At 57.8% G+C, this 24,535-nt stretch carries 21 protein-coding genes; 11 read left to right on the top strand and 10 right to left on the bottom strand.

The annotated features are described in order from the left end of the window. Positions 1-96 precede the first annotated feature (96 nt). From sodB to ACW55A_RS08695, 6 genes are all read left to right on the top strand, one after another. Positions 97-678 (top strand): superoxide dismutase [Fe], encoded by a 582-nt coding sequence (gene sodB / locus ACW55A_RS08670; protein ID WP_003313497.1) that lies wholly within the window; start codon positions 97-99, stop codon positions 676-678. A gap of 403 nt (positions 679-1,081) precedes the next feature. Further along, positions 1,082-3,133 carry a putative bifunctional diguanylate cyclase/phosphodiesterase gene (locus ACW55A_RS08675; protein ID WP_003431422.1) on the top strand — a complete coding sequence of 684 codons (2,052 nt, stop codon included), beginning with the start codon at positions 1,082-1,084 and terminating at the stop codon, positions 3,131-3,133. Between the two features lie 179 nt (positions 3,134-3,312). Next, positions 3,313-4,635 carry an imelysin family protein gene (locus ACW55A_RS08680; protein ID WP_498810893.1) on the top strand — a complete coding sequence of 441 codons (1,323 nt, stop codon included), beginning with the start codon at positions 3,313-3,315 and terminating at the stop codon, positions 4,633-4,635. 93 nt (positions 4,636-4,728) lie between these two features. Beyond that, positions 4,729-5,715 (top strand): DUF4123 domain-containing protein, encoded by a 987-nt coding sequence (locus tag ACW55A_RS08685; protein ID WP_498810892.1) that lies wholly within the window; start codon positions 4,729-4,731, stop codon positions 5,713-5,715. After that, positions 5,712-9,182: a toxin VasX gene (locus ACW55A_RS08690; RefSeq protein WP_498810891.1), complete on the top strand. Its 3,471-nt coding sequence runs from the start codon at positions 5,712-5,714 to the stop codon at positions 9,180-9,182. Before ACW55A_RS08685 ends, ACW55A_RS08690 begins: the two co-directional genes overlap by 4 nt. Continuing rightward, positions 9,169-10,221 carry a DUF6708 domain-containing protein gene (locus ACW55A_RS08695; RefSeq protein ID WP_498810890.1) on the top strand — a complete coding sequence of 351 codons (1,053 nt, stop codon included), beginning with the start codon at positions 9,169-9,171 and terminating at the stop codon, positions 10,219-10,221. Before ACW55A_RS08690 ends, ACW55A_RS08695 begins: the two co-directional genes overlap by 14 nt. 43 nt (positions 10,222-10,264) lie before the next feature. Here ACW55A_RS08695 and ACW55A_RS08700 read toward each other — a convergent pair whose 3' ends face one another. Next, entirely contained in the window at positions 10,265-10,894 is a 630-nt protein-coding gene (locus ACW55A_RS08700) for a pyridoxamine 5'-phosphate oxidase family protein (protein WP_065350489.1), read from the bottom strand. 208 nt (positions 10,895-11,102) lie between these two features. Here ACW55A_RS08700 and ACW55A_RS08705 point away from each other — a divergent pair, with 208 nt between their 5' ends. The 3 genes from ACW55A_RS08705 (at position 11,103) to ACW55A_RS08715 (ending at position 14,779) form a co-directional block, all read left to right on the top strand. Next, positions 11,103-12,530, top strand: a complete 1,428-nt coding sequence (locus ACW55A_RS08705; RefSeq protein ID WP_498810889.1) for a di-heme oxidoreductase family protein — start codon at positions 11,103-11,105, stop codon at positions 12,528-12,530. Positions 12,531-12,591: 61 nt separating this feature from the next. Beyond that, positions 12,592-13,656: an imelysin family protein gene (locus tag ACW55A_RS08710; protein WP_003413318.1), complete on the top strand. Its 1,065-nt coding sequence runs from the start codon at positions 12,592-12,594 to the stop codon at positions 13,654-13,656. 16 nt (positions 13,657-13,672) lie between these two features. Further along, a complete protein-coding gene (locus ACW55A_RS08715) occupies positions 13,673-14,779 on the top strand; it encodes a DUF1513 domain-containing protein (RefSeq protein ID WP_248695140.1) in 1,107 nt (368 codons plus the stop codon). Positions 14,780-14,799: 20 nt separating this feature from the next. Here the strand turns inward: ACW55A_RS08715 and ACW55A_RS08720 are convergent, their stop codons facing one another. The 5 genes from ACW55A_RS08720 to colR form a co-directional block, all read right to left on the bottom strand. Then, a complete protein-coding gene (locus tag ACW55A_RS08720; RefSeq protein WP_003363953.1) occupies positions 14,800-15,027 on the bottom strand; it encodes a hypothetical protein in 228 nt (75 codons plus the stop codon). After that, positions 15,024-15,731 carry a lipopolysaccharide kinase InaA family protein gene (locus ACW55A_RS08725; protein ID WP_498810888.1) on the bottom strand — a complete coding sequence of 236 codons (708 nt, stop codon included), beginning with the start codon at positions 15,729-15,731 and terminating at the stop codon, positions 15,024-15,026. The genes ACW55A_RS08720 and ACW55A_RS08725 overlap by 4 nt, the downstream gene beginning before the upstream one ends. Positions 15,732-15,750: 19 nt before the next feature. Then, a complete protein-coding gene (locus tag ACW55A_RS08730; protein WP_003405955.1) occupies positions 15,751-16,431 on the bottom strand; it encodes a class I SAM-dependent methyltransferase in 681 nt (226 codons plus the stop codon). A 200-nt stretch (positions 16,432-16,631) separates the two neighbouring features. Next, on the bottom strand, positions 16,632-17,921 hold the full coding sequence (locus ACW55A_RS08735) for a sensor histidine kinase (RefSeq protein WP_003431432.1): 1,290 nt from the start codon (positions 17,919-17,921) through the stop codon (positions 16,632-16,634). Further along, on the bottom strand, positions 17,911-18,594 hold the full coding sequence (colR, locus tag ACW55A_RS08740) for a two-component system response regulator ColR (RefSeq protein WP_002555020.1): 684 nt from the start codon (positions 18,592-18,594) through the stop codon (positions 17,911-17,913). Before colR ends, ACW55A_RS08735 begins: the two co-directional genes overlap by 11 nt. 177 nt (positions 18,595-18,771) lie before the next feature. Here colR and ACW55A_RS08745 point away from each other — a divergent pair, with 177 nt between their 5' ends. After that, positions 18,772-19,512: a phosphatase PAP2 family protein gene (locus tag ACW55A_RS08745; RefSeq protein WP_455808445.1), complete on the top strand. Its 741-nt coding sequence runs from the start codon at positions 18,772-18,774 to the stop codon at positions 19,510-19,512. 82 nt (positions 19,513-19,594) lie between these two features. Here ACW55A_RS08745 and groL read toward each other — a convergent pair whose 3' ends face one another. The 3 genes from groL to ACW55A_RS08760 form a co-directional block, all read right to left on the bottom strand. Continuing rightward, positions 19,595-21,238 (bottom strand): chaperonin GroEL, encoded by a 1,644-nt coding sequence (gene groL, locus ACW55A_RS08750; RefSeq protein ID WP_002555022.1) that lies wholly within the window; start codon positions 21,236-21,238, stop codon positions 19,595-19,597. A 49-nt stretch (positions 21,239-21,287) separates the two neighbouring features. Further along, positions 21,288-21,581: a co-chaperone GroES gene (locus ACW55A_RS08755; RefSeq protein WP_003304675.1), complete on the bottom strand. Its 294-nt coding sequence runs from the start codon at positions 21,579-21,581 to the stop codon at positions 21,288-21,290. Positions 21,582-21,837: 256 nt separating this feature from the next. Continuing rightward, positions 21,838-22,332, bottom strand: a complete 495-nt coding sequence (locus ACW55A_RS08760; RefSeq protein ID WP_003363969.1) for an FxsA family protein — start codon at positions 22,330-22,332, stop codon at positions 21,838-21,840. Between the two features lie 278 nt (positions 22,333-22,610). On the opposite strand from ACW55A_RS08760, the gene ACW55A_RS08765 reads away from it, so the two are divergent. Beyond that, complete coding sequence (locus ACW55A_RS08765) at positions 22,611-23,369, top strand: SDR family oxidoreductase (RefSeq protein WP_498810887.1); 759 nt, start codon at positions 22,611-22,613, stop codon at positions 23,367-23,369. 54 nt (positions 23,370-23,423) lie between these two features. Here ACW55A_RS08765 and ACW55A_RS08770 read toward each other — a convergent pair whose 3' ends face one another. Continuing rightward, complete coding sequence (locus ACW55A_RS08770; RefSeq protein ID WP_003431433.1) at positions 23,424-24,431, bottom strand: DUF481 domain-containing protein; 1,008 nt, start codon at positions 24,429-24,431, stop codon at positions 23,424-23,426. Between the last annotated feature and the right edge of the window lie 104 nt (positions 24,432-24,535).

Genomic DNA, 24,535 nt, shown 5'->3' on the forward strand with positions numbered 1-24,535 from the left:
TGCGCCGCAAAAGAGTAAAACTCCCGGTGCATGCTGTATCTGGCCGCCCGTGATCGGCCGTGCGACTACCGCAATTGACCTGAAAGGAGATAAACCATGGCTTTTGAATTGCCGCCACTGCCCTACGCCAAAGACGCTCTGGTGCCGCACATTTCTGCGGAGACTCTGGAATATCACCACGACAAGCACCACAACACCTACGTCGTGAACCTGAACAACCTGGTGCCTGGCACCGAGTTCGAAGGCAAGACCCTGGAAGAGATCATCAAGACCTCCTCGGGCGGTATCTTCAACAACGCCGCTCAGGTCTGGAACCACACGTTCTACTGGAACTGCCTGGCTCCTAACGCTGGCGGCGAGCCTACCGGCGCTCTGGCCGAAGCCATCAACAAGGCGTTCGGTTCCTTCGACAAGTTCAAGGAAGAGTTCAGCAAGACTTCCATCGGCACTTTCGGCTCCGGCTGGGGCTGGCTGGTGAAGAAGGCTGATGGCTCCCTGGCACTGGCCAGCACCATCGGTGCCGGCAACCCGCTGACCAGCGGCGACACCCCGCTGCTGACCTGCGATGTGTGGGAACACGCCTACTACATCGACTACCGCAATCTGCGTCCGAAGTACGTAGAAGCGTTCTGGAACCTGGTGAACTGGGACTTCGTGGCCAAGCAATTCGCAGCCTGATTCCAGCCTCATCGAAAAACCCGGCCTCGCGTCGGGTTTTTTATGTTTCCAGGCCTGTAAGGGCCGCCTGCCAGACGTTTGTTTCACATATAGCGTCAACCGCCTGCCTGCCGGTCAGGCGAATCGCAAATCTTTTTTCGCCTGCCGCTCGTACTTTGTGTATTGTCGGAAAACGCTCGCTGACTCGTAATACAACTTAATTCTCTATGACGTAATTCTTTACAGTGTTCTGCTCTAGTTACCTACCTGGCCACCCGACGCATTGAGGTGGCTTTGGCCAGCAGGTGCAAGGAACGCGAAGATCAGCCAGGCGCACCGGTTGTGACAAGGTCACGGCGTGCGGGTCTGGTTTTTCGAGGGTCATGAGGCGATATGCCCTCCGACACTAACTAAGGAACGGCCATTGAAGCTGGAACTCAAGAACAGCCTGTCGGTAAAGTTGCTGCGCGTTGTGCTGCTTTCGGCGCTTCTGGTAGGCGTCCTGCTCAGCTGTGCGCAAATCGTCTTCGACGCCTACAAGACACGTCAGGCTGTGGCGAGCGACGCCGAGCGGATTCTCGGCATGTTCCGCGATCCGTCGACACAGGCCGTCTACAGCCTGGACCGCGAGATGGGCATGCAGGTCATCGAAGGCCTGTTTCAGGATGACTCGGTGCGCATGGCGTCCATCGGGCACCCTAACGAAAGCCTGCTCGCCGAGAAAGACCGGCCGCTGAAGACGTCCCCTACGCGGTGGCTGACAGACCTCATCCTTGGCCAGGAACGCAGCTTCACCACTCAACTGGTAGGCCGCAGCCCCTACAGCGAGTATTACGGCGACCTGCGCATCACGCTGGACACGGCCAATTACGGTGAAAGCTTTCTGGTCAATGCCGGAATCATCTTTGTCGCGGGCGTGCTGCGTGCGCTGGCAATGGGGCTGGTGCTGTATCTGGTCTATCACTGGCTGCTGACCAAGCCGCTGTCGAAGATCATCGAGCACCTGATCGCGATCAACCCCGACCGCCCCAGCGAACACCAATTGCCGTTGCTTAAAGGCCACGAGAAAAACGAACTTGGGATCTGGGTCAACACCGCCAACCAGTTGCTGGCCTCCATCGAACGCCACACTTACCTGCGCCATGAGGCCGAAAACAACCTGCAGCGCATGGCGCAATACGATTTCCTCACCGGTCTGCCCAACCGACTTCAGTTGCAGACCGGGCTGGACAGGATTCTGGACGATGCAGGACGCCAGCAACACCGAGTGGCGGTGTTGTGCGTGGGTCTGGATGACTTCAAAGGCATCAACGAACAGTTCAGCTACCAGTCCGGCGATCAATTGCTGCTCGCACTCGCTGACCGTCTGCGCGCGCACAGCGTGCGACTCGGGGCACTGGCGCGCCTGGGTGGCGACCAGTTTGCGCTGGTGCAATCCAACATCGAGCAGCCCTACGAGGCGGCAGAGCTGGCGCAAAATATTCTGGATGAGCTGGAAGCGCCTTTCATCGTCGGTGATCAACAGATTCGACTGCGGGCAACCATCGGCATCACCCTGTTTCCCGAAGACGGCGACAGCACCGAGAAGCTGCTGCAAAAAGCCGAGCAGACCATGACGCTGGCCAAGGCCCGCTCGCGTAACCGGTATCAGTTCTACATCGCCAGCGTAGACAGCGAAATGCGCCGCCGCCGCGAACTTGAAAAAGACCTGCGCGAAGCCCTGCCACTCAATCAGTTGTATCTGGTCTATCAACCGCAGATCAGCTATCGCGATCACCGTATCGTCGGCGTGGAAGCGCTGATCCGCTGGCAGCATCCGGAACATGGCCTGGTGCCGCCGGACGTATTCATCCCGCTGGCCGAACAGAACGGCAGCATCATCGCCATCGGGGAATGGGTGCTGGATCAGGCCTGCCGCCAACTGCGCGAATGGCTCGACCAGGGTTTTACCGACTTGCGCATGGCAGTCAACCTGTCGACTGTGCAGTTGCATCACGCGGAGTTGCCGCGTGTGGTCAACAACCTGCTGCAGATCTACCGCTTGCCACCGCGCAGCCTGGAACTGGAAGTGACCGAAACCGGGCTGATGGAAGATATCAACACCGCCGCCCAGCACCTGTTGAGCTTGCGACGCTCCGGCGCCTTGATTGCCATTGATGACTTCGGCACCGGCTACTCATCGCTGAGCTACCTGAAAAGTCTGCCGCTGGACAAGATCAAGATTGACCGCAGCTTCGTGCAGGACCTGATTGACGACGACGATGACGCCACTATCGTGCGAGCCATTATCCAGTTGGGCAAAAGCCTGGGCATGCAAGTCATTGCCGAAGGCGTGGAGACCGTCGAGCAGGAGGCCTACGTGGTGACCGAGGGCTGTCATGAAGGCCAGGGCTATCTGTACAGCAAGCCGTTGCAGGGTCGGGAGTTGCTGGCCTACCTCAAGCAGTCGCGTCAGGACCACGCCACCAGCCTGTGAGCCGACCTGCACACTTCCGGCCATTCACGTCATCTTGAAACCGACTGTTACAACCTGCCGGATGTCCGAATACGCCGACACAGGCTTTTTGCCTTTACACCGAATGCAAATCTTTCGCATTATGTCGCAGATTTTATGGGCGCACCCCGCCATCACCTTTATCGACGCAGGATTCCGTCATGATTCGTATGCCTCTGGCAACCGCTAGTCTGTTGGCCATCGCTATCTCTCTCGCCGGTTGTGGCGAAGGCAAGGACAAGGCTGCCGCCCCGGCACCCGCGCCAGCCGCTGCTCCGGCAGCCGCGGCCCAGACTGACGACGCGGCGGCCAAGGCTGTGGTCGCGAACTACGCCAACATGGTGTCCGCCGTGTTCGACGATGCCGAGGCCGGCGCGAAAAAACTCAGCACTGCCGTCGACGCCTTCCTGGCCAAGCCCAACGATGAAACCCTGAAAGCGGCCCGCGAAGCGTGGATCGCTGCGCGTGTGCCTTACATGCAGAGCGAAGTCTTCCGCTTCGGCAACACCATCATCGACGACTGGGAAGGACAGGTTAACGCCTGGCCCCTGGACGAAGGCCTGATCGACTATGTGGCCAAGGATTACCAGCACGCGCTGGGCAACCCGGGCGCCACTGCCAACATCATCGCCAACACCGAAATTCAGGTCGGCGAAGACAAGGTCGACGTGAAGGAAATCACCTCCGAAAAACTCGCCAGCCTGAACGAGCTGGGCGGTTCCGAGGCCAACGTCGCCACCGGCTACCACGCCATCGAATTCCTGCTCTGGGGCCAGGATCTGAACGGCACCGGCCCTGGTGCCGGCGCACGTCCGGCCAGCGATTACCTGGAAGGCGCTGGCGCGACCGGCGGCCACAATGATCGCCGCCGTGCCTACCTCAAGGCCGTCACCGACCTGCTGGTCAGCGACCTCGAAGAAATGTCCGGTAACTGGAAGGCCGGCGTGCCCGACAACTACCGCGCCACGCTGGAAGCCGAACCCGGTGAAAGCGGCCTGCGCAAGATGCTCTTCGGCATGGGCAGCCTGTCGCTGGGTGAACTGGCGGGCGAGCGCATGAAAGTCGCACTGGAAGCCAACTCCAGCGAAGACGAACACGACTGCTTCAGCGACAACACGCACAACTCGCACTTCTACAACGGCAAGGGCATTCGCAACGTTTATCTGGGCGAGTACACCCGCACCGACGGTAGCAAGGTCAGCGGGCCGAGCCTTTCGTCTCTGGTCGCCAAGGTAGATCCCGCCACCGACGCCACCTTGCGCGCCGACCTGGACGACACGCAGGCCAAGTTGCAGGTCATCGTCGATCATGCGAACAAGGGCGAGCATTTCGACCAGTTGATCGCTGCCGGCAACACAGCTGGCAATCAGGTGGTGCGTGACGCCATCGCCGCGCTGGTCAAACAGACAGGCGCCATCGAACAGGCGGCTGGCAAGCTGGGCATCACTGACCTGAACCCGGACAACGCCGATCACGAGTTCTGATCAAACGCGTTTGTTGCGGCAACCATTGATGCCGGTCAGTTCGCTGACCGGCATTTTTTGTGTCTGATCGACCCGTAGGCCAAAGATCTTTCAGTGATATTTGTAGGGCCTTTCCTAAACTGGTTTTCGGGTATTGAAGGCAGACACCACACCACCGAGTATCCGCGCCTCGTTCCCCTTCAAAGCGCGCTCATGTTTGAATTTGAATCCGGCCCTGATGATCTGCCATGGGCGAAAAACGCCTATCTGCTGCTCAACGCCATCAATCTTCCCGATCTGAGAAGAAAGCTTTTCGAGTGGAACCCCTCCCCTGTCTGCACACTGCTGTTCCTGCAAACCCGCTTCAGCGAATTGCTGGATATCTCGCCCGCCCTGATTCAGATCGATGGCCCATACGACCCGACATTTTCAAGTTTCCTGACTCACGCGCGCGAAGAATGGGGTCTGCTGCTATTCAGTGATGCCAGCCACAAGACGGTGGCTGACCATCTGCGCTGGCTGGTGTTCGTTGACAAACCAGCAGGCGAGGCCTGCTATTTGAACCTTTCAGACCCGCCCGTCGCAAACGCGCTGCTCGGGCTTCATCCGGCACATACCGATAATCGGTTGTTCGGCCCTATCGACAGTGTTTATGCAGCAGATGTCATCACTGAACACTGGATAAAGCACGAGCGTCATGGTGAGTCAGCCATTCATGACAACACGATCCTGTATCGGATGAGCGATCGGCAGATGGAGGCCATCAGTGACGTTGCGTTTCGCCTGATCGTGATCAGTCTTGACCAGCACCTGCGCACATTTTTTCCGGCCTACCTCACATCCACAGGTCTGAAGTCGCGATACGGCCATGTGCATGCACTGGCCTTCACAGCCTATGAAGCAGGCTTCAACAGCGAAGCGGATATTTTCCATTACGCCAACGTCATCTGCTTTCTGGCTACCCAGCCGGACGACTCGCATCCTGATATCAGAACGCTGATGGATGAAAAGTCCTCTCTGACGCCATCTCAGCGTATTCAACAGGCCAACTGGCTGGCAGTGAAACGCAGTCGCGAACAGCACGGAGCAACCCGGCCATGAGTCGCAAAACACTTTCGCCTGTAGACAAAGCCTATTGGGAGGCCAGAGCAAGAACCCATATTGATGCCCGCAACAGTACGAGTAACTGCCCGTTGATGGGCACCAAAGTCCAGCTATTGCCATTGCGTTACGGCCGCGTGGAACGGCTTCACAACCCGTCGGATACCGACGGCTACCGAGACTTGAAACGACCGCTCGGCTTGCGTCTGGTACGTGACGGCTATCTGTATGTGATTGATGAAAGCAGCGGCTATCTGCATGAGTATCGCCTTGAAAGCGGCGTACCGACCAAACTGCTCTGGCAGGACCGGGAAGTCGCTCAGGATGTCAGGCAGACCACGATTGGCGAGCATACCCTGATCTTTGCCCGCGATACGACGTTGCATGTTGCCTATGCCGAACTGCAATGGACAGCAGCCAAATGCACCCGCGTGCTGGACAGCGCAGCAGACCGTTTCTATTTCATGCAGAAAGTAAATCTGGCTGAAGCCGATTGCCAGCAAGGCGGCGTCCACCTTCGCGTCGAACAGCAAGTCAGAGAGCAGCTTGCCGAACTCGCCGAGTTGCCGGCACAACAATGCACTACACCCGATATGCCAGAGGAGGAACAACAGGACTATGTCTGGGAGCATCTGCCGCTGTTTCGCGAGGCGCATATCGGCGAGTTGAAAAACACACTCAACCCGTTCTACGAACTGAATCACCTGTATCTGGTACTCGACGACAGCATCGGCATGCTGCGCGACCTTGCGCAGGAACAGGACGAGGTGGTGGGTTGGCTCAACCAGTGGCGTGAGCGTAACGACAATGAAATGCGTTACATAACGGCCAGCTACATTGACACACTGATGAGCGTTGGCGACAACACTGCCCGGCAGACAAACCCGGACTCGAAACTGCTGAAGAACACCACGCCTGAACAACGCAGCCGCATTTATGATTACCTCAATGCGCGCAATGACTGGCACCGGGAACACCATCAGGGACCTGTGCCAGCGACTACTTCAGCGGGGCAGTATTCCGCCATGCGCGGGGGCGCCTACACCGAACGGCCGCAAGCCAGATTTGCCAGACTGAACATGGAAAACAAGCACTCACAGATGCTGCTCGCGCTTGGCCAACCACTCCATGAACAACTGGAAGACGACATTGAAGCGCTGGAAAAGAACAGCCAGGGCACGCTGAACGGCGTCGGACTCGGCTCACGAGGTATTTACGATCTCGTTCGCCACCAAGAAATGCACGCTTATCTGTCCCAGGAGCGCTCGCACCTTCAACGCTGGACGCAACGACTCGACGATATTACCCACGATCGCGTGAGCCTGTTCACTCAGGGGGAACTCTATCGAAGTGCCTGGTACTTCGATCCAGACCATCCCGACCAGTTGAAAAGCGCCTTGGCGATGGAGCTCAACTGCACCCGCGACCTGTGCCGCACCGACGAAAGCCTGCGGAAGGTCAGCGACTACTTTCACGATAACCCCCACTACATTCTGCCGGTGTTCTATGGGCGTCTGGACATGGACTTTCTGCGCGCCAAATCAGGCAACCTGCTCAAGTGGCTGGATGATATTCGCAACTTCAGCGACGGATTGGCCGATGCGCAAAGGCGCATCGCTGATATCAGCCACATCATGGGCAATCACTGGACCAACAGTCTGAACCTGGACCCCGCCGCCCTACCCTTTCATCAAGCCGTCAATGCCAGTTATATCCCGGCCGTCGCCCTGCATCTGGAGCGTTGGCTGATTGAGATGCAACAGAAGCTGAACAGCCCGCAACTACGCCAGCATCTGGACAACTTCGGCAGAGCAAGCAATCGAGCCCAACGACTGGGCATGCTGGTGGCGCTGCAACAGGAAGCCGTCACCCTGCGAATTGCCGACGAAGCCGACGTGACAAAATTTCGCGACAACTTCGCGCGCTTGAATCAGCTGCTTGCCAGCGAAGACGACCTCATCAGAGAACGCAACTGCCTTACCAAACTCATCAACCGCCGCACACTCACAGCGGATCAACACCAAGGTTTGCTGTACGAGCGGCAATACATCAACCAGCAGCTGCTCCAGACCCGCAACAAACGCAACGCGCTGCGCCGAGACCTGGAAAAAGCCATTACCCCGACCGGTAACCCGCGCAACGGCGCGATTGGCGTGCGACTGGACATCACTGACCCGCAACTGCAAGCGCTCAATGACGAAATTAAAAAGGTGCGGGCGGGAGCATTTAAGGGGTACGCGACTCAAGGGGCAGCTGCGGCTGCGTTGAAGGGGAGTTTCTTTCCGTTACTGGCGGTGTGTCTGCAGGTTGGGAATCTGGGGGAGGTTTGGAGTGTTTGGAGAGGCTCTGACAATCGTAGAACCATTAAAGAAATTGTAATAGCTATCGGTGGGTTCAGTAGTGTGGCTTCGGCAGCGTTATCAGTCTTTCAAGCGGTGTACGTTGCAATGATCGATAATGCTCTCCGAGCCCTAGCGGTCGAAAGTTCTGAAACGGGAGGAAAGCTGCTCACTGCTCGTCTCGGAAAAATAGGATTGGGGTTGGGAGCATTTATTGCTCCGCTGAGTTTATTGGGCGGAGCAGGTACGGCATGGAATAATTGGGAAAAATGGCAAACAGCGCTGATGTGCAGCACATCGGGTGAAAAAATAGGAGCGCTCATGGCGCTGACAGGTGACGTTGGCGCTACCGGCGTGAACGCTGCCTTGACGCTACAGACCGGCAAAGAACTGATAGGCATATTGAAGGATATTTACCTTGATACCACTTACTCTAAAAAAGAAGTGGCAAGCATAGCGTGGTCTACCAGAGGACCAAGATTCCTAAGACTTTCGATTCAGCTCACACCTTGGGGACTCGCCTTCACCGCACTTCAGCTGGGCGGCGAGGCCATATTCAACTACTCCAACCTGGAGGAACAGCAACAGTGGTTGCTCTACTGTATGTGGGGTAACGAGCCCCAAGCCTGGGATTGGAGCACTCATTCACAACGACTTGCAGAGATCAACCTGCTGCCTACTATTTTTGATAACGGTATTACTCATGGACTTACAGAGGGTGAATCTGTACGTAGTTTGCACCTGGTATTGCCAGGCTTGACCCAAGCCAGCTTTGAAGACACTTCACTACGGTGGGAAGCTGAGCTTCAACACTCATCTCATAAACAGAATGTTAGCGAGACGCTTAGAAATAAGCTGTCTGTTTTTTCTGTTTCACCTTTAACATTGGCGTTGGAAATCCCAATAGGCTGGCAGGGACACAATGCCATGTTGGCATTACACTTGGCTGTTAAGCCAGCATTAGCATCAACTTACTTAAACGCAGACAGAGGATATCTAACTTACCGCATAGCACTAGGTATGGATGTGCTAAACAAACCAATAAAAGCGGTACCAACCTACCAGACGGAGAAAATTGCATTGCCGACCGTTCAGATCAAAAGAGAGTTTCTGGATGACCAATTATAACTATAATCGCTCCCGTCAAGCTGGCGATACCGAACATCAATCCAGCACAAGTATTTTTTATCTTGCACCACTTCCTTTAATAACGGGCGTGGCGGTTACTAGCCCGCAACAACTCCATCAAGCCACCAATGAAATTTATCTTGACTTTGCGATGGGCGTTCCAAAAATAGAATTTTCAGTTCGCTGTTACCTAGGCGTTATAGTGGGCATCGCTTTGTTCATTTTCACGATATGTCTTGGGCTCGGAGCCCTTGATCATATAAACACTGGGCGCCCGGTGTTCGAAATCGTAGTCACCGCCTTTTCACCTAATTGGCCTATTTGGGGGTTCTTTTCATTTTTGATAAGCAGCTACGGCTTATTTTTACTTCAAGCTATTCACCAAATCTCCACTCCCCCCATCCGCTTCAACCGTCAGCGCCGCGAGGTGGCCTATGTCGCCAAGCGTGGCCAACCGCCCCGGTTTATCCCTTGGGAAGAAATAATTGCCTGCGTCAGCAGCAGCACAGTTGCAACGCAATACGGCACTCAGCAGAAATTCGCTCTGATGATCGGCTTCGTAGACGCCTCGGATAGCCAGGTGATGTGGCTCACGGTGCCTACCTTCACGCTCGGCATGGCAGTCAGCGAGTGGGAAGCGATCCGCGCCTACATGGAAGAAGGTCCAAGCGCCCTGCGAAAGCCCATGATGGGCACTGACCTGGAGGAAGGCACTGTGGCGTTTTTCCACATGTGTCGCCGTGACTATCTGCTTGACCACGGCTGCTTGCGCTACCTGTTCGGCTTTCTGCTGATCCAGTTTTTCAGCGGCTGGACGTTGCCCTGCCACGTCGCCAGCTGGGTCAAGCAACTGCCGAAAACGGCATTTCCCAAAGCAGTACAGGACTGGTCCAAACCCCTGCCCCGCGAACAATGGCAATCTCCTAGCGCCGAGCTGATCAAGGAAAGTGAAGAAGTCCGCAAAAGTCTTCGCAAGGGTATGAGTATCTTTGACTACTTTCTTGAGAAGGAAAAAAATCAGAGCAAAACCGGTGTCTGATCAAGAGATGACCACAAGAGGCGCAATACGGTATCAGCCATGATCAATACAACGTATCCGCAATGCGTCCCGGCAAAGCCTTGTCATAGGCGTCACCATCGATCTGCTCGGCCGAAACCGCTTTTAGTATTTGCCCGGCAGTCGGCAGCGCGCTGCGTTCGATGTGCCGGGCTGCATCCCATAAACCGGACCTGATGGTTGCCCTGCTGCATTGGAAGTACACGCTGGTCACGGAGATGCGCAGCACCGACCTGGGCAGTTGGCCGTTCACTTCGAAACGCGACAACAGTTCGGGCTGAACCGATATCTGCGCTGTTCCGTTGACCCGCAAGGTCTCGCCCACGCCAGGGATGAGGAACAGCAACGCGACACGTGGGTCGCTGATGATATTGCGCAAGGTGTCGATGCGGTTGTTGCCGCGCCGGTCAGGCAGATAAAGCGTCTTGTTGTCCTCGATATGCACGAAGCCCGCCTGATCACCACGCGGGGACGCATCAAGGCCGTCAGGCCCGGCAGAGGCCAGCACAACAAAGGGTGCCGACTCGATGAAGGGCCGGTAAACCGCGTGAATATGGTCGACTTCCTTGGTCATGGAAGGAGGAGCAATCGGGCCATAGAGCGCTTCCAGTGCCTCGGTGGTGGTCACGAACGCGCTGTTTTCCGGGTTATCCATTGATGTGGTCTCTGCTGGGTGTTTTATCTGCGTGTGTGCTGTCAACTTCGACATGTGCAGCATAGGCAAAAATGCCGGGACCAGACCAGCCTCAGAGATTCGTAACAACGCATTACGTAAGAGCAGGCAAACGATAATCCCTCTTATTCAAACCGCACGAGGCTGCTAAGCTTGCACGCCCCGATTTTCGCCTCGTTGCAGGATGTGTATGAGTACGCGGCTCCGTCTATCCCTTGCCTTGCTTACGACTCTGGCCGTGAGCGCGTGCGATGACGCCCCGCGTTTCACGCACGCCGAGCCGGGAGAAGCCTTGTCCGCTGGCAGCGCCACCGTCAGGAAGAGCGATCAGAACGCTTTCTCGATGCCCTCGGCCAATCTGTCCCCCGTGCGGCGGCTGGACTTCAGTGTCGGTAACAGCTTTTTCCGCAGCCCGTGGGTGATTGCGCCCTCGACTACCACGGCTCGCGACGGGCTTGGGCCGTTGTTCAACACCAATGCCTGCCAGAACTGCCATATCAAGGACGGTCGCGGCCATCCGCCGGAAGCTGGCGACAGCAATGCCGTGTCGATGCTGGTCAGGCTGTCGATTCCTGATGACCCGGCCTATGCCGACCTTATAAAGCGCAACGGTGTGCTGCCCGAACCGGTTTACGGCGGGCAATTGCAGGACATGTCGAACCCCGGCGTAGCGCCCGAGGGCAAGGTGCGGGTCGAGTACGATGCGCTAACGGTCGAATTTCGCGATGGCACCTCAGTCGAGCTGCGCCAGCCGACCCTCAGGATTACCCAGCTGGGCTACGGCCCCATGCACCCCGATACGCACATCTCGGCACGCGTAGCTCCGCCGATGATCGGCCTGGGCTTGCTCGAGGCCATTGCCGATGAGGCCATCCTTGCCAATGCCGACCCCGATGACAAGAACGCCGATGGCATCTCGGGACGTCCCAACTGGGTCTGGGATGATGCTCGGCAAAAAGTAGTGATGGGCAGGTTTGGCTGGAAAGCCGGACAGCCGAACCTCAACCAGCAGAACGTGCACGCGTTTTCCGGCGACATGGGGCTGACCACCAGCCTGCGGCCTTTCGATGACTGCACGCCGGCCCAGACCGATTGCCTGGCCGCGCCCAATGGCAACGGTCCGGATGGCGAACCGGAAGTCAGCGACAACATCCTGCGTCTGGTGGAGTTCTACACCCGCAACCTGGCTGTTCCAGCACGTCGCAAGGTCGACGACCCGCAGGTGCTGGCAGGCAAGAACCTGTTTTTCCAGGCGGGCTGCCAGCAATGCCACACCCCCTCTTTCAAAACCCGTAGCGACGCCGCCGAGCCTGAGCTGGCCAATCAGGAGATTCGCCCGTACAGCGACTTGCTGCTGCACGACATGGGCGAAGGGCTGGCCGATAACCGTACCGAGTTCCAGGCCAGCGGAAGTGAGTGGCGCACCCCGCCCTTGTGGGGGCTCGGCCTGACCGGCACCGTAAGCGGACACACCCAACTGTTGCACGACGGTCGCGCACGTAATGTGCTTGAGGCGATACTCTGGCACGGCGGCGAAGCCCAGGCGGCGCAGCGCCAGGTTCTGGCTTTTGACGCACAGCAACGTGAAGCGCTGCTGGCCTTCCTGAATTCGTTATGATTGCGCCCTTTGCAGAATCTTCCTGTTCAAACATCGTCCTTTCAAAAATAAGGAGCCGGACATGTTCCGACCCAAGTTGTTGCTGACCAGCCTTGCGGCACTTGCTTTGGGTGCCTGCTCGCCATCCGATCCTCAGGCAGTGACGTCCGCAGCGATTGCCAAACAGGTCATCCTGCCGACTTACAGCCGTTGGGTGGAGGCTGATCGTCAGTTGGCAGCCAGCGCATTGGCGTTCTGCCAGGGCAAGACTGATCTGGCCACAGCCCGCGCCGACTTTCTGAAAGCACAGAAGACCTGGGCAGAGTTGCAACCGCTGTTGATCGGTCCTCTGGCCGAAGGCAACCGCGCCTGGCAAATACAGTTCTGGCCGGACAAGAAAAACCTGGTGGGCCGTCAGGTCGAGCAACTGGTGACTGCACAGCCACAGATCACCGCTCAGGAACTGTCCAAGGCCAGTGTCGTGGTGCAGGGTTTGTCCGCCTACGAATACATCCTCTTCGACGCTGACATCGACATGGCCAATGCCGAGCAGAAAGCGCGCTACTGCCCGCTGCTGATGGCCATCGGTGAGCGCCAAAAGCTGCTTGCCGAAGAAATCCTCAACAGCTGGAACAGCACCGACGGCATGCTCGCGCAACTGAGCAAGTTCCCCAATCAGCGCTACGCCGACTCCCACGAGGCGATTGCCGAATTGCTGCGGGTTCAGGTCACCGCGCTCGACAGCCTGAAGAAGAAACTTGGCACGCCACTGGGTCGTCAGAGCAAGGGGCAGCCGCAGCCATTCCAGGCAGATGCGTGGCGCAGCAAGTCGTCGCTCAGCAGCCTGGAAGCCAGCCTGATCAGCGCCGAAACGGTGTGGACCGGTGTCGACAACAAGGGATTGCGCAGCCTGCTGCCCGCCGAGCAGAAACCGCTGGCCGACAAAATCGACGCCGCCTACGCTAACAGCCGAAAATTGCTGTCGGAACTCAAGCCGCCACTGGCCGACCTGCTGGCCACGGATGCAGGACGCCAGCAACTCAATGCGTTTTACGACAGCCTGAACGCCGTGCACCGCCTGCACGAAGGCGAGCTGGCCAAGGCACTCGGCATTCAGTTGGGTTTCAACGCCAACGACGGCGATTGATCAAGAGGTACATGTGATGTTGCGACGTCAGGCCATGGCGCTCGGCAGTCTTCTGCGCAGCGCCTGCACGCTGGGTGGCTGGACACTGTTCCGGCAGAAAGACACACGCCCCTTATTGCTTTCCGCTCGCGACGATGGCGACGGAAAGCACTATGCGGTGGGTTTCAGGCTCGACGGGACGCAGGTATTCGCGACCCAGGTGGGCCAGCGCTGCCACGACATCATCAATCATCCCGACCTGCCACTCGCGGTGTTCATCGCCCGTCGTCCTGGCACTGAAAGCTACCTGATCGATCTGCGCGATGGCCGCTTGCTGCAAACCATCGTTTCGCAGCCTGACCGCCACTTCTACGGCCATGCGGTGATCCATCGCGACGGCGAATGGCTGTATGCGACGGAAAACGACACCCGTGACCCAGGCCGCGGCTTATTGGGCGTCTACCGCTTCGTTGACGAGCGCCTGGTGCACTGGGCCGAGATCCCCACGCATGGCATCGGTCCGCACCAGGTCTCGTGGATGCCGGACGGTGAAACGCTGGTGATCGCCAATGGCGGCATTCGCACCGAAGCGGAAAGTCGGGTAGAGATGAACCTCGATGCCATGCAACCCAGCCTGGTCATCATGCAGCGTGACGGCACCTTGCTCAGCAAGGAAGCGCTTTCCCAACAGATGAACAGCGTACGCCACATGGGCATCGCCAGCGATGGCACCATCGTCGCGGGTCAACAGTTCATGGGCGACAGCCACGAGTTGGCCGAGCTGCTGGCAATCAAGCGTCCAGGCCAGCCATTCCAGGCGTTTCCGGTGGCAGAGGAGCAATTGCGCGCGATGGCCCACTACACCGCCAGCGTCGCAGTACACAGCGAGCTGCGACTGGTGGCCCTGACGGCACCCCGCGGCAACCGCTTCTTTATCTGGGATCTGGACAGTGGCGCATTGAAACTGGATGCGCCCTTGCCGGACTGCGCGGGCGTGGGGGCTGTGACCGATGGCTTTGTCGTGACCTCAGGCCAGGGACGCTGCCGATTTTATGATTGCCGCAAAGCGCAGCTGCTGGCCCAGCCATTGGACCTGCCGGCCGGGCTGTGGGACAACCATCTTCACCTGGCTGAGGTGGGTTAGATACCGGGCCTGTGAGGGCTTCAGTTTTTAACCCCGGTACCCTGCGCCAGGCTGTACATGAACAGCAAAAGGTCGTGGTCCGGCTGTACGTTCACCAGACTCTTCGCCACGCGTGGCAGTGGGCAGTAGCCCTCGCCATGCTGCGTGGTAAGTATGCGGGTGGACGGTTGTTCAAGCGCCGCCACGGCGACGGTGGCAACTGCCAGCGCACCGAAGATAAACAGACCTCTTGCCATTTCTAGCTTCATGACTCTAAACCTTTGATAGAGCTGCCAAACGCTGCTTGATAAAAGTAGATCAACTTCTGCCAGTCTGCAGCGCTGAATGACGAATGGCGTCGTAGCTGTTTCATATCGTGTTGGGCTGCGCCTTGCGCGGTAAGGCGACGACGGCCCTTTTCGAGATCGAGCAAGGCGACCTCGACGTTGGCGTCCGGCCCGTCCCCTGTCACCCGCACGAAAATGTGCTTGATGTACAGACAGCTGTGCTGCCAGCGGCCAAGGTGCATGCGGGCCAGAGTGTCTGCCACTTCCTTGAGCACGCGCTCATAGAACAGCTCGCCATGGCGCTCGCGCCCTCCGGCAGCCTGCCATTTTTCAATTTCCTCGAAGCCCTCCAGCGCCACCGTCACCAGCAACGCCCGCCAGGCATTGTCCTCGCCCCGCTCGGCACCGCAAAACACCACTTCGGGGACGACGACGCCAAGCTTGCGAAGCCCTTCAAGCGCCTCGCGCTCACGCAGCACGGTAGGTCGGCCCAGCGGGTGCAGCAGGCTACGGTAGATGTGACCTGTCTGACGTTTGGCATAGAGGGTCTGCCCATCGTCCATGACCAGCCGCTGCACACCACTCTCTCCACCGCGACGCACATTGGGTTCTTCAACCCATTCGCCACGCTGGCTCCAGAACTGATCGAACTCATTCTGGATCGGGTTCACAACTGGTTCTTTCACGGACTGCAAACCCATCTTTTTACCTTTTACGTAGGACATAGACTCGCCACATGGCGTACATGGGCAGGAAATCCATTCGGTTCTGAATGCGAAATCCTGCCTGCTCAAATTCGGTTTCTGCGGTAACAACAGGTAACACAAAACGATTCTGGTAACTTTCCCGCCCAGTTTTCTGCTGACGCTTGTTCTCCAGGCGCGCACGCTTCCATGCCTTGAAATTGCCATCCACCCAGAGGGAGACGATCACGCTGTCACGGGTTACGCGTTGAAACTCGCGCAATAGAGCCATCCGGTCGCTGGATTGACCAACATGGTGCAACAAGCGCATGCAGAAGATGCTGTCTACTGCGTTATCAGGCAGGTCGATGGCAAAGGCAGATGTCTGCAAAGGTTGTACCCTTTTTACAACGTCTGCCGGCTGCGAGGCACAGGCGGTGCTGAGCATGTCTGCGGAGTTATCGGCACCAATGATCGAGCGGTTCGGCTTCTCGGCCAACAATGGCCAGAAGCGTCCCGCACCACAAGGCAGGTCCAGCACCAGGCCCGGGTCCCCGGCCATGTGCAGAGCCTTTCTCGCCAGCTGTTCATCGCGATGATGCGACAGTTTGCGCCAGATACCGTCCTGGTGCTTTTCCAGGTACTGGCGGGCATGTGTCTTGTCGTACTTTCGGGAAAACTCGAGTTCGATGCGATCGCTCATGAGAGCAGCTCCTGATGTTGATGGGGGCCAAACTAAAGGCACCGCCGTCACCGTCAGGTCATCTGAATGTGAAAAAAATGTTACCTTTTAACGTCAGGTGTTTCGAGATTTTACAGAGAGTTAGAGGCCGTGTGTGGCCAATCGACGAAGTGCAGTCAATTGGCCGCTACCCAATCAGGTCGGTCTACTCGAGAGGAAGGTCAGGGTTTGACCACGTTGAGCGTCACCTTGAACCGGCAACCATGGGGTTCCATAGGGGTGAGATCGACGCTCCATCCCTGATTGGTGCAAATGCGCTGCACCAGTGACAGCCCGAGGCCCAGCCCCTCTCCGCGCTGCTCGTTGCCGCGTACGAAAGGCTCGAACATCGCCTCGCGTTTTTCCTCGGGAATGCCCACGCCACTGTCCTCCACGGTGAAGCTTTCAGCGTGCAGGGTCAGCGCAATGAATCCGTGATCGGTGTAATGCAGCGCGTTGCGCAGCAGGTTGCCCATCACGGCATGCAGGAAGGTCGCGTTGTAACGAATATCGGACAGCTGGTCATCGGCAGGCGGCGTGTAGGTCAACTGCAGCCCCTTGCTCTCTATCGGGTCACGCCACTGGGAGATCAATTGCTCGGCCACCCCGACCAGCGTGGCCTTGGGCGTCATGGCCGGGTCTTCGCGCTGGGTGCGCGCGAGCATGAGGAAGGTTTGCACCAGATCGCGCATTTCTTCGCAGGCGCGACCGATACGCTCGACCTGACGACGGCCGCGCAGATCGAGCGCAGGGTTTTCCAGCAGCAGCTCACAAGAGCTGGCCAGCACCATCAACGGCGTACGCAGTTCATGACTCACGTCGCTGGTAAACATACGCTCACGGATCAGCGCCTGCCGCAAGCGACCCAATGTTGCATCGAAGGCCACCGCCAACTCGCCGACTTCGTCAGCGGCATAGTCGGGCGCCAATGGCGGTGCCAGTCCAAGCAGCTGATCACGGTGACGAACCTGCCGGGCCAGACGTACGACAGGCGCCATGACCCGGCGCGCCAGCACCCAACCCAGAAACACCGCCAGCGCCAGCGCCAGAACGAAGCCGACCAGCACGACGGCGAACAGCACCCGCTCACGCTCTTCAAAATCGCTCTGATCCTGCAACAGGGCGTAATGCCGGCCATCCACCACCTCGATCATGGCGTGGTAGGACAACGGCCCACGGAACACCTCGTGGAAGCCTGGCTCGAGGTGACGAATATCCTTGGGCAGATCGAAGTCACCCGGACCATTGCTAAAGTAGAACAACTGGTCGGGCTTGGGCCGGTGGCTCCAGTCGCTGACACTGTCCATCAGCATCAGGCGGTTGAGGTCACCCCCGAGGCCGGCGGAAATCAGCTTTTCTTCGACCAGGTGAACGGTGGAAATGATTCCGATGGCGAACGACCCGGCGACCAGTGCACTCATCAATGCAAAGGCAATGATGATCCGTTGGGCAAGACTCTGTTTAAACTCCATCCCGGCCCTCGGCCAAGCGATAGCCCACGCCATGCACGGTCTGCAACAGCGGTTTGCCAAACGGTTTGTCGATCACCTGACGCAACTGGTGCACATGGCTGCGCAGGCTGTCGCTGTCCGGGCAATCGTCGCCCCACAGGGCTTCTTCCAGAATCTCGCGGCGCAGTACATGCGGGCTCTTCTGCATCAGCACGGCGAGCAGCTTGAGCCCGACCGGGTTGAGCTTGAGCATGCGCCCCTCACGTGTCACCTCGAGGGTGTCAAGGTCATAGACCAGATCGGCCACCTGCAAGGTACGCCGCCCGCCGCCTTGGGCACGACGCAATACCGCTTCGATCCGCGCGGCCAGTTCAGACAGGGCGAATGGCTTGAGCAGGTAGTCGTCAGCACCGGAGCGAAAACCCTGTAGGCGGTCGTCCAACTGATCGCGGGCAGTCAGCATGATGACTGGCGTGTCGCGCCGGGCATCTTCGCGCAGGCGCTTGCATAAGGTGTAGCCGTCGATACCGGGCAGCATGATGTCGAGAACGATCAGGTCATAGTGCTCGGTGGCTGCCAGATGCAGTCCTGAGAGGCCATCCTGGGCGCAGTCGACGGTATAGCCTTTCATGCCCAGGTAATCGGCCATGTTCGCCAGGATGTCGCGGTTGTCTTCAACCAGAAGAATTCGCATAAAGCACTCTCATATGCAGTTTGGGCTGGCGCAGCTTAAGACGAAGTGGGCGTCAGGGCCAGCGCCGATATGGCATGACGATTTTTTCACCTATGATTCATAAGGCTCATGACACACTTTGAGACGAACCGTCGCACACAATAATCGCGGCATGCCCTTCAAAGATCTGGATTCGATATGTCGAAAACCGTCGCCCCACCCTACTCCCGTTCGATCAACCCGTGGATTTACCTGGGTATCCCCATTGCCGTGGCGCTGATCCTCATGCTGCTGGAACTGACGTCACTGGACATGGACATCGCCAAGCTGGCCTTCGATCCCGTCAGCGGGCAGTTCGTCGGCAGGCACAGTTATTTTCTCGAAGACGTTCTCCACGACCGCGCCAAACAGCTGGTCATGGTATTCGGCGCTTTGGCCATGATCGGCTTCGCGGCGTCCTTCAAGGTAGAGCGCCTGATCCCGTGGCGCAGAGAGTTGGGTTGCCTGGTGCTGTCCATGGCGCTTTCCACCGCCTTCGTTACCCCGGTGAAAGTGGTGACTTCAGTGCAATGCCCTTGGAGCCTGAAAGAATTCGGTGGTCAGGAAACCTACAGCGAACTGTTGAGCCCACGCCCTGCGACCGATAAACCAGGACGCTGCTGGCCGGGCGGGCATGCGGCGACCGGCTTTACCCTGTTCGCACTGTTCTTCGCCCTTCGCGACCGTCGCCCACGGATGGCGAAAATGGGTCTGACTCTGGCGTTTGGCCTGGGAACTGTTTTCTCTGTCGGGCGAATGCTGCAAGGTGCGCACTTCTTTTCCCATAACATCTGGACCGCAGTGTTCTGCTGGCTGATCTGCCTGGGGGTTTATTACTTCGTGCTTTATCGTCCCGAACCCAAGGGCCTCGCGAACAGCAACATACAACCGACGCACTGATTGGTCCGGCACAGAAAGGCCATAAAAAAACCCCGCACAAGGCGGGGTTCTTTATGGGCGTAGCTTAAGGGGTAAAGCCGGCTTACATCATGCCGCCCATACCACCCATGCCGCCCATGTCCGGCATGCCGCCGCCTGCTGGCTTGTCTTCAGGCACGTCAGCGATCATCGCTTCGGTGGTGATCATCAAGCTGGCGATGGAGGACGCGGCCTGCAGAGCAGAGCGAGTCACTTTGGCCGGGTCAAGGATACCCATTTCGATCATGTCGCCGTATTCGCCGGAAGCAGCGTTGTAACCGAAGTTACCCGAACCCTGCTTGACCTTGTCAACAACAACGCTTGGCTCGTCACCGGAGTTGGCAACGATCTGGCGCAGAGGCGCTTCGACTGCACGACGCAGCAGAGCGATACCGACGTCCTGATCAGCGTTGTCGCCTTTCAGACCTTCGATAGCCTGCAGGGAGCGAACCAGTGCCACGCCACCGCCAGGTACCACGCCTTCTTCAACGGCTGCGCGGGTTGCGTGCAGGGCGTCTTCAACGCGGGCTTTCTTCTCTTTCATCTCGACTTCGGAACCGGCACCGACCTTGATCACTGCAACGCCGCCAGACAGCTTGGCCAGACGCTCTTGCAGTTTTTCCTTGTCGTAGTCCGAGCTGGTGTCGCCGATTTGCTGACGGATCTGGGAGATACGCGAGTCGATATCGGTTTTCACGCCAGCACCATCGATGATGGTGGTGTTTTCCTTGTTCAGGATGACGCGCTTGGCATTACCCAGGTGTTCCAGGGTAGTGGTTTCCAGGCTCAGGCCGATCTCTTCGGAGATAACGGTACCGCCAGTCAGAACAGCGATGTCCTGCAGCATGGCCTTGCGACGATCGCCGAAACCTGGAGCCTTGACGGCTGCAACTTTCACGATACCGCGCATGTTGTTGACAACCAGAGTGGCCAGCGCTTCGCCTTCAACGTCTTCGGCAACGATCAGCAGAGGACGGCCAGCCTTGGCGACTGCTTCCAGAACCGGCAGCATTTCGCGAATGTTGGAGATCTTCTTGTCGACCAGCAACAGCAGCGGGCTGTCCAGCTCGGCAACCATGGTGTCCGGCTTGTTGATGAAGTACGGGGACAGGTAACCACGGTCAAACTGCATGCCTTCTACAACAGACAGCTCGTTTTCCAGACCCGAACCTTCTTCAACGGTGATAACGCCGTCTTTGGTCACTTTTTCCATGGCTTCGGCAATGATGTCGCCGATGGAGTGATCGGAGTTGGCCGAGATGGTGCCGACCTGGGCAATAGCCTTGGTGTCGGTGCAAGGCTTGGACAGCTTCTTCAGCTCTGCAACGATGGCGATGGTCGCCTTGTCGATGCCGCGCTTGAGGTCCATCGGGTTCATGCCGGCAGCGACAGCCTTCAGGCCTTCGTTGACGATAGCCTGAGCCAGAACGGTAGCGGTAGTAGTACCGTCACCGGCGTCATCGTTGGCACGGGAGGCAACGTCTTTGACCAGCTGCGCGCCCATGTTTTCGAAACGGTCTTTAAGCTCGATTTCCTTGGCAACCGACACACCGTCTTTGGTGATCAGCGGAGCGCCAAAGCTTTTCTCGATGATAACGTTGCGGCCTTTAGGGCCCAGGGTCGCTTTAACTGCGTCAGCCAGGACGTTTACACCGGCGAGCATTTTTTTGCGGCCAGAATCGCCGAATTTAACTTCTTTAGCAGCCATGATCATTATTCCTTGAATACTTAGTAGTAACGGAAGTCAGCGGGAGCACTCAGCCTTCGACGACAGCAAGAATCTCGTTCTCGCTCATCACCAGCAGGTCTTCGCCGTCTACTTTCACTGTGTTGCTGCCGGAATAAGGGCCGAACACAACCTTGTCACCCACTTTCACAGCCAGCGCACGTACTTCGCCGTTGTCCAGCACGCGGCCGGTACCCACAGCAACGATCTCGCCGCGGTTAGGCTTTTCAGCAGCCGAACCTGGCAGAACGATACCGCCGGCAGTTTTCGTTTCTTCTTCACTGCGACGGATGACGACGCGGTCATGCAGAGGACGAAGCTTCATTGTCGATCTCCTGATTATGTTTGTTTGATCGTCCGGTGAGTGCACCGGCCGGTTTAAATCCGGACTTGCCGGTTACGGTTCGACGCGCGAACCGCAGAATACGGTCTGGCCTTCAGGCCAGAAACCTTGCGGTGACCCATACATAAGGGCGAGCAAAGTGATTACAAGTCTTGGGTAGAAATTTTTTACGCCCGAACCGGCTGGTCAAAACGAACGCGGCACCCTGAGGTGCCGCGCTGCCGGGGGGTGTGGAAGATTACTTGTCGCGATGCTCGAACTCGCCTTCGATGACGTCGGGCTCGCGGGTAGGCTGGTGAATCGCCGTCGGGCGATGACTCGAAGCACCCTGATTGGCAGGTGTCTGCAAATCATCGGCGAAGGCACGCTGACGCATGGCCTGATCCTGGGCGCGCTGGCGGACCTTGTTGATCAGCAGACGACGGGTGATCGGCAGCAGGCAGATCACACCCAAAATGTCGCTGATGAAACCAGGCAACAGCAGCAGGCCGCCGCCCACGGCAACCATCAGGCCTTCGAGCATTTCCTGCGCAGGCAACTCGCCACGCGCCAGGCTTTCGCGTGCACGCAGCGCCGTCGCGAAACCGGCTACGCGCATCACGAACAAGCCGAGCATCGACGTCGCGACGACCAGCAGGAACGTCCAGAGAAAGCCGATGGACATCCCGACACGAACCAGCAGAAACAGCTCAAGTACCGGGAATAATAGAAACAGCAGCAAAAAAACACGCATCAAATGAGTTCCTCAAGGGAAGAATGCCTTCCGAGTAGACCGTATGTGATGTCAGAAGATCGTTAATTCAAGCTCCCTGCATCTGGCTTACCGCTAAATTATGCGCACAAGTGAGCTGAACCAGGCCTTCACAAACGTGTATCGGTGTATTTCAGGGCTAGATGGCAGAGCCGAGACGAACGCGCAAAAACAGCCTATAACGTGCTCTGGCTATGGCATAAGCACTCGCAACCCGCCAGTGATGCCATGGAAACGATCAACTGTGATTGGGCACGCATATGGAATTGAAAGACAAGCTGATAATCATCACCGGCGGCTGCCAGGGGCTGGGCAGAGCCATGGCCGAATACATGGCCGGCAAAGGCGCCAATCTGGCGCTATTGGACCTCGATCAGGAGAAACTCGATCAGGCTGTCGCCGCCTGTGAGGCACTCGGGGTCAAGGCTCGCGCTTATCTGTGCAATGTTGCCAATGAAGAACAGGTCGTCGACACGGTCAGCAAGGTCGCCGAGGATTTCGGCGCCATTCATGGCCTGGTCAACAACGCCGGTATTCTGCGTGACGGCCTGCTGGTCAAGGTCAAGGATGGCGAGATGACCAAACTGAGCCTTGCGCAATGGCAGGCGGTGATTGACGTCAACCTGACCGGCGTCTTCCTCTGCACCCGCGAAGTGGCGGCGAAAATGATCGAGCAGAAGAGTCAGGGCGCGATCATCAATATCTCGTCGATTTCACGTGCGGGCAATATCGGACAGACCAACTACTCGGCAGCCAAGGCTGGCGTGGCGTCTGCGACGGTTACCTGGGCAAGGGAACTGGCCCGCTACGGCATTCGCGTGGCAGGTGTGGCGCCTGGGTTCATTGAAACCGAAATGACCGGCAGCATGCGCCCCGAAGCCCTGGAGAAGATGACCTCAGCGATCCCGCTCAAGCGCATGGGCAGGCCGGACGAGATTGCACACTCGGTGGCTTATATTCTGGAGAATGATTATTTCAGCGGACGCATCCTTGAGCTGGACGGCGCGATGCGAATCTAGTCAGCGCGTAAAAGCAGCGGGCGACGCACAGGGTGTGCGCCGCCCGCCCTTCGCTTACCAGCTTACGCCGAAGCCAGCGGTGTAGCGCGTCTTGTCGACATCGCCATTGCTCGAACCACTGATGACGTTCTTCTCGGCTTTCAGGTTAAGCGACGCCCAGTCGGTCACCTTGTAGCGCAGCCCCGCCTCGACATCCAGCGAGTAATCGGCAACGGAGCTCAGCGGCTTGCCCAGCTCGCCGTTGGTGAAGAATTCGACCTTCTTGCCAATCAGGTAACGGTTGTAATCCCAGGTGCCGGCAACGGAATAGAAGTTTTCCTTCTCGTCGTTGGAGAACTCGAAATCGGTACGGTTAAGCAGCGCACCGACCTTGAATGCACCCAGTTCGTCATCCCACAGCTGGTAACCTGGACCGGTACCTACGACGCGCTGGCGAGACAGATCCTCGACCTTGTCGCGTTTGTAGCTGACGCGGCCGTCCCAGAAGAATTTCTCGGTCAGGAAGCGGTCCAGCGAGTACTCGGCGCTCCAGTTGTCAGTGCCAACCACATCGTCGGTGGTCTCGCGGTTGTAATCGCCCTTGGCGTTGTGACGCCAGTCGCCATGACGAGCCGAGGTCTTGAAGGCGACGTTGTAATCATTGGTATCGTTTTCGGCCTGCTGGAAATCCAGCGCCGCATCGATGTTGCCTTTCCAGACAAGATCCGTGATAACCGGCTTGGGCTTGATGATCTGATGGATACTTGCCAGATCGACGGTCTTGGGCGCATCGCCATTGGCCAGCACGACCTTGCCGTCATCCGCAGCCTGCAGCGAATTGGAGACTTCGCCGCCATGCTCATCCTGCTTGACCAGCAACGGCTGATCGCTTTTCAGGGTCTTGACCTGTTTCCAGTCCAGCGCGATAGCGCCGCCGTATTCGGTCTGCAGCAGCAACTTGCCGCCGTCGAACACCTTGATTGTGCCGGTCAGGCGATCGCCATTCTTCAACCAGACGGTATCGGCAAGCAATGGAGTGGAAACAGCAGTGATTGCAAGGCACAACAGGGTTCTGGACAACATAAGCGATAACTAGGCTCTGTAAGGCGGGAATCGGGCATTTTCCTGCGGGGGAGGTGACGGGACGATCCATGTACCACCAAGCACGGTGGTAACTGACAGCCCGG

Source organism: Plantibacter cousiniae (nom. nud.), assembly GCF_977070315.1.

Excerpts from the sequence above, each read along its gene's own strand:
- sodB (WP_003313497.1), top strand. The coding sequence starts at position 97 with ATGGCTTTTGAATTGCCGCCACTGCCCTACGCCAAAGACGCTCTGGTG.
- ACW55A_RS08680 (WP_498810893.1), top strand. The coding sequence starts at position 3,313 with ATGATTCGTATGCCTCTGGCAACCGCTAGTCTGTTGGCCATCGCTATC.
- ACW55A_RS08690 (WP_498810891.1), top strand. The coding sequence starts at position 5,712 with ATGAGTCGCAAAACACTTTCGCCTGTAGACAAAGCCTATTGGGAGGCC.
- ACW55A_RS08695 (WP_498810890.1), top strand. The coding sequence starts at position 9,169 with ATGACCAATTATAACTATAATCGCTCCCGTCAAGCTGGCGATACCGAA.
- ACW55A_RS08700 (WP_065350489.1), bottom strand. The coding sequence starts at position 10,894 with ATGGATAACCCGGAAAACAGCGCGTTCGTGACCACCACCGAGGCACTG.
- ACW55A_RS08705 (WP_498810889.1), top strand. The coding sequence starts at position 11,103 with ATGAGTACGCGGCTCCGTCTATCCCTTGCCTTGCTTACGACTCTGGCC.
- ACW55A_RS08710 (WP_003413318.1), top strand. The coding sequence starts at position 12,592 with ATGTTCCGACCCAAGTTGTTGCTGACCAGCCTTGCGGCACTTGCTTTG.
- ACW55A_RS08715 (WP_248695140.1), top strand. The coding sequence starts at position 13,673 with ATGTTGCGACGTCAGGCCATGGCGCTCGGCAGTCTTCTGCGCAGCGCC.
- ACW55A_RS08720 (WP_003363953.1), bottom strand. The coding sequence starts at position 15,027 with ATGAAGCTAGAAATGGCAAGAGGTCTGTTTATCTTCGGTGCGCTGGCA.
- ACW55A_RS08730 (WP_003405955.1), bottom strand. The coding sequence starts at position 16,431 with ATGAGCGATCGCATCGAACTCGAGTTTTCCCGAAAGTACGACAAGACA.
- ACW55A_RS08735 (WP_003431432.1), bottom strand. The coding sequence starts at position 17,921 with ATGGAGTTTAAACAGAGTCTTGCCCAACGGATCATCATTGCCTTTGCA.
- colR (WP_002555020.1), bottom strand. The coding sequence starts at position 18,594 with ATGCGAATTCTTCTGGTTGAAGACAACCGCGACATCCTGGCGAACATG.
- ACW55A_RS08745 (WP_455808445.1), top strand. The coding sequence starts at position 18,772 with ATGTCGAAAACCGTCGCCCCACCCTACTCCCGTTCGATCAACCCGTGG.
- groL (WP_002555022.1), bottom strand. The coding sequence starts at position 21,238 with ATGGCTGCTAAAGAAGTTAAATTCGGCGATTCTGGCCGCAAAAAAATG.
- ACW55A_RS08755 (WP_003304675.1), bottom strand. The coding sequence starts at position 21,581 with ATGAAGCTTCGTCCTCTGCATGACCGCGTCGTCATCCGTCGCAGTGAA.
- ACW55A_RS08760 (WP_003363969.1), bottom strand. The coding sequence starts at position 22,332 with ATGCGTGTTTTTTTGCTGCTGTTTCTATTATTCCCGGTACTTGAGCTG.
- ACW55A_RS08765 (WP_498810887.1), top strand. The coding sequence starts at position 22,611 with ATGGAATTGAAAGACAAGCTGATAATCATCACCGGCGGCTGCCAGGGG.
- ACW55A_RS08770 (WP_003431433.1), bottom strand. The coding sequence starts at position 24,431 with ATGTTGTCCAGAACCCTGTTGTGCCTTGCAATCACTGCTGTTTCCACT.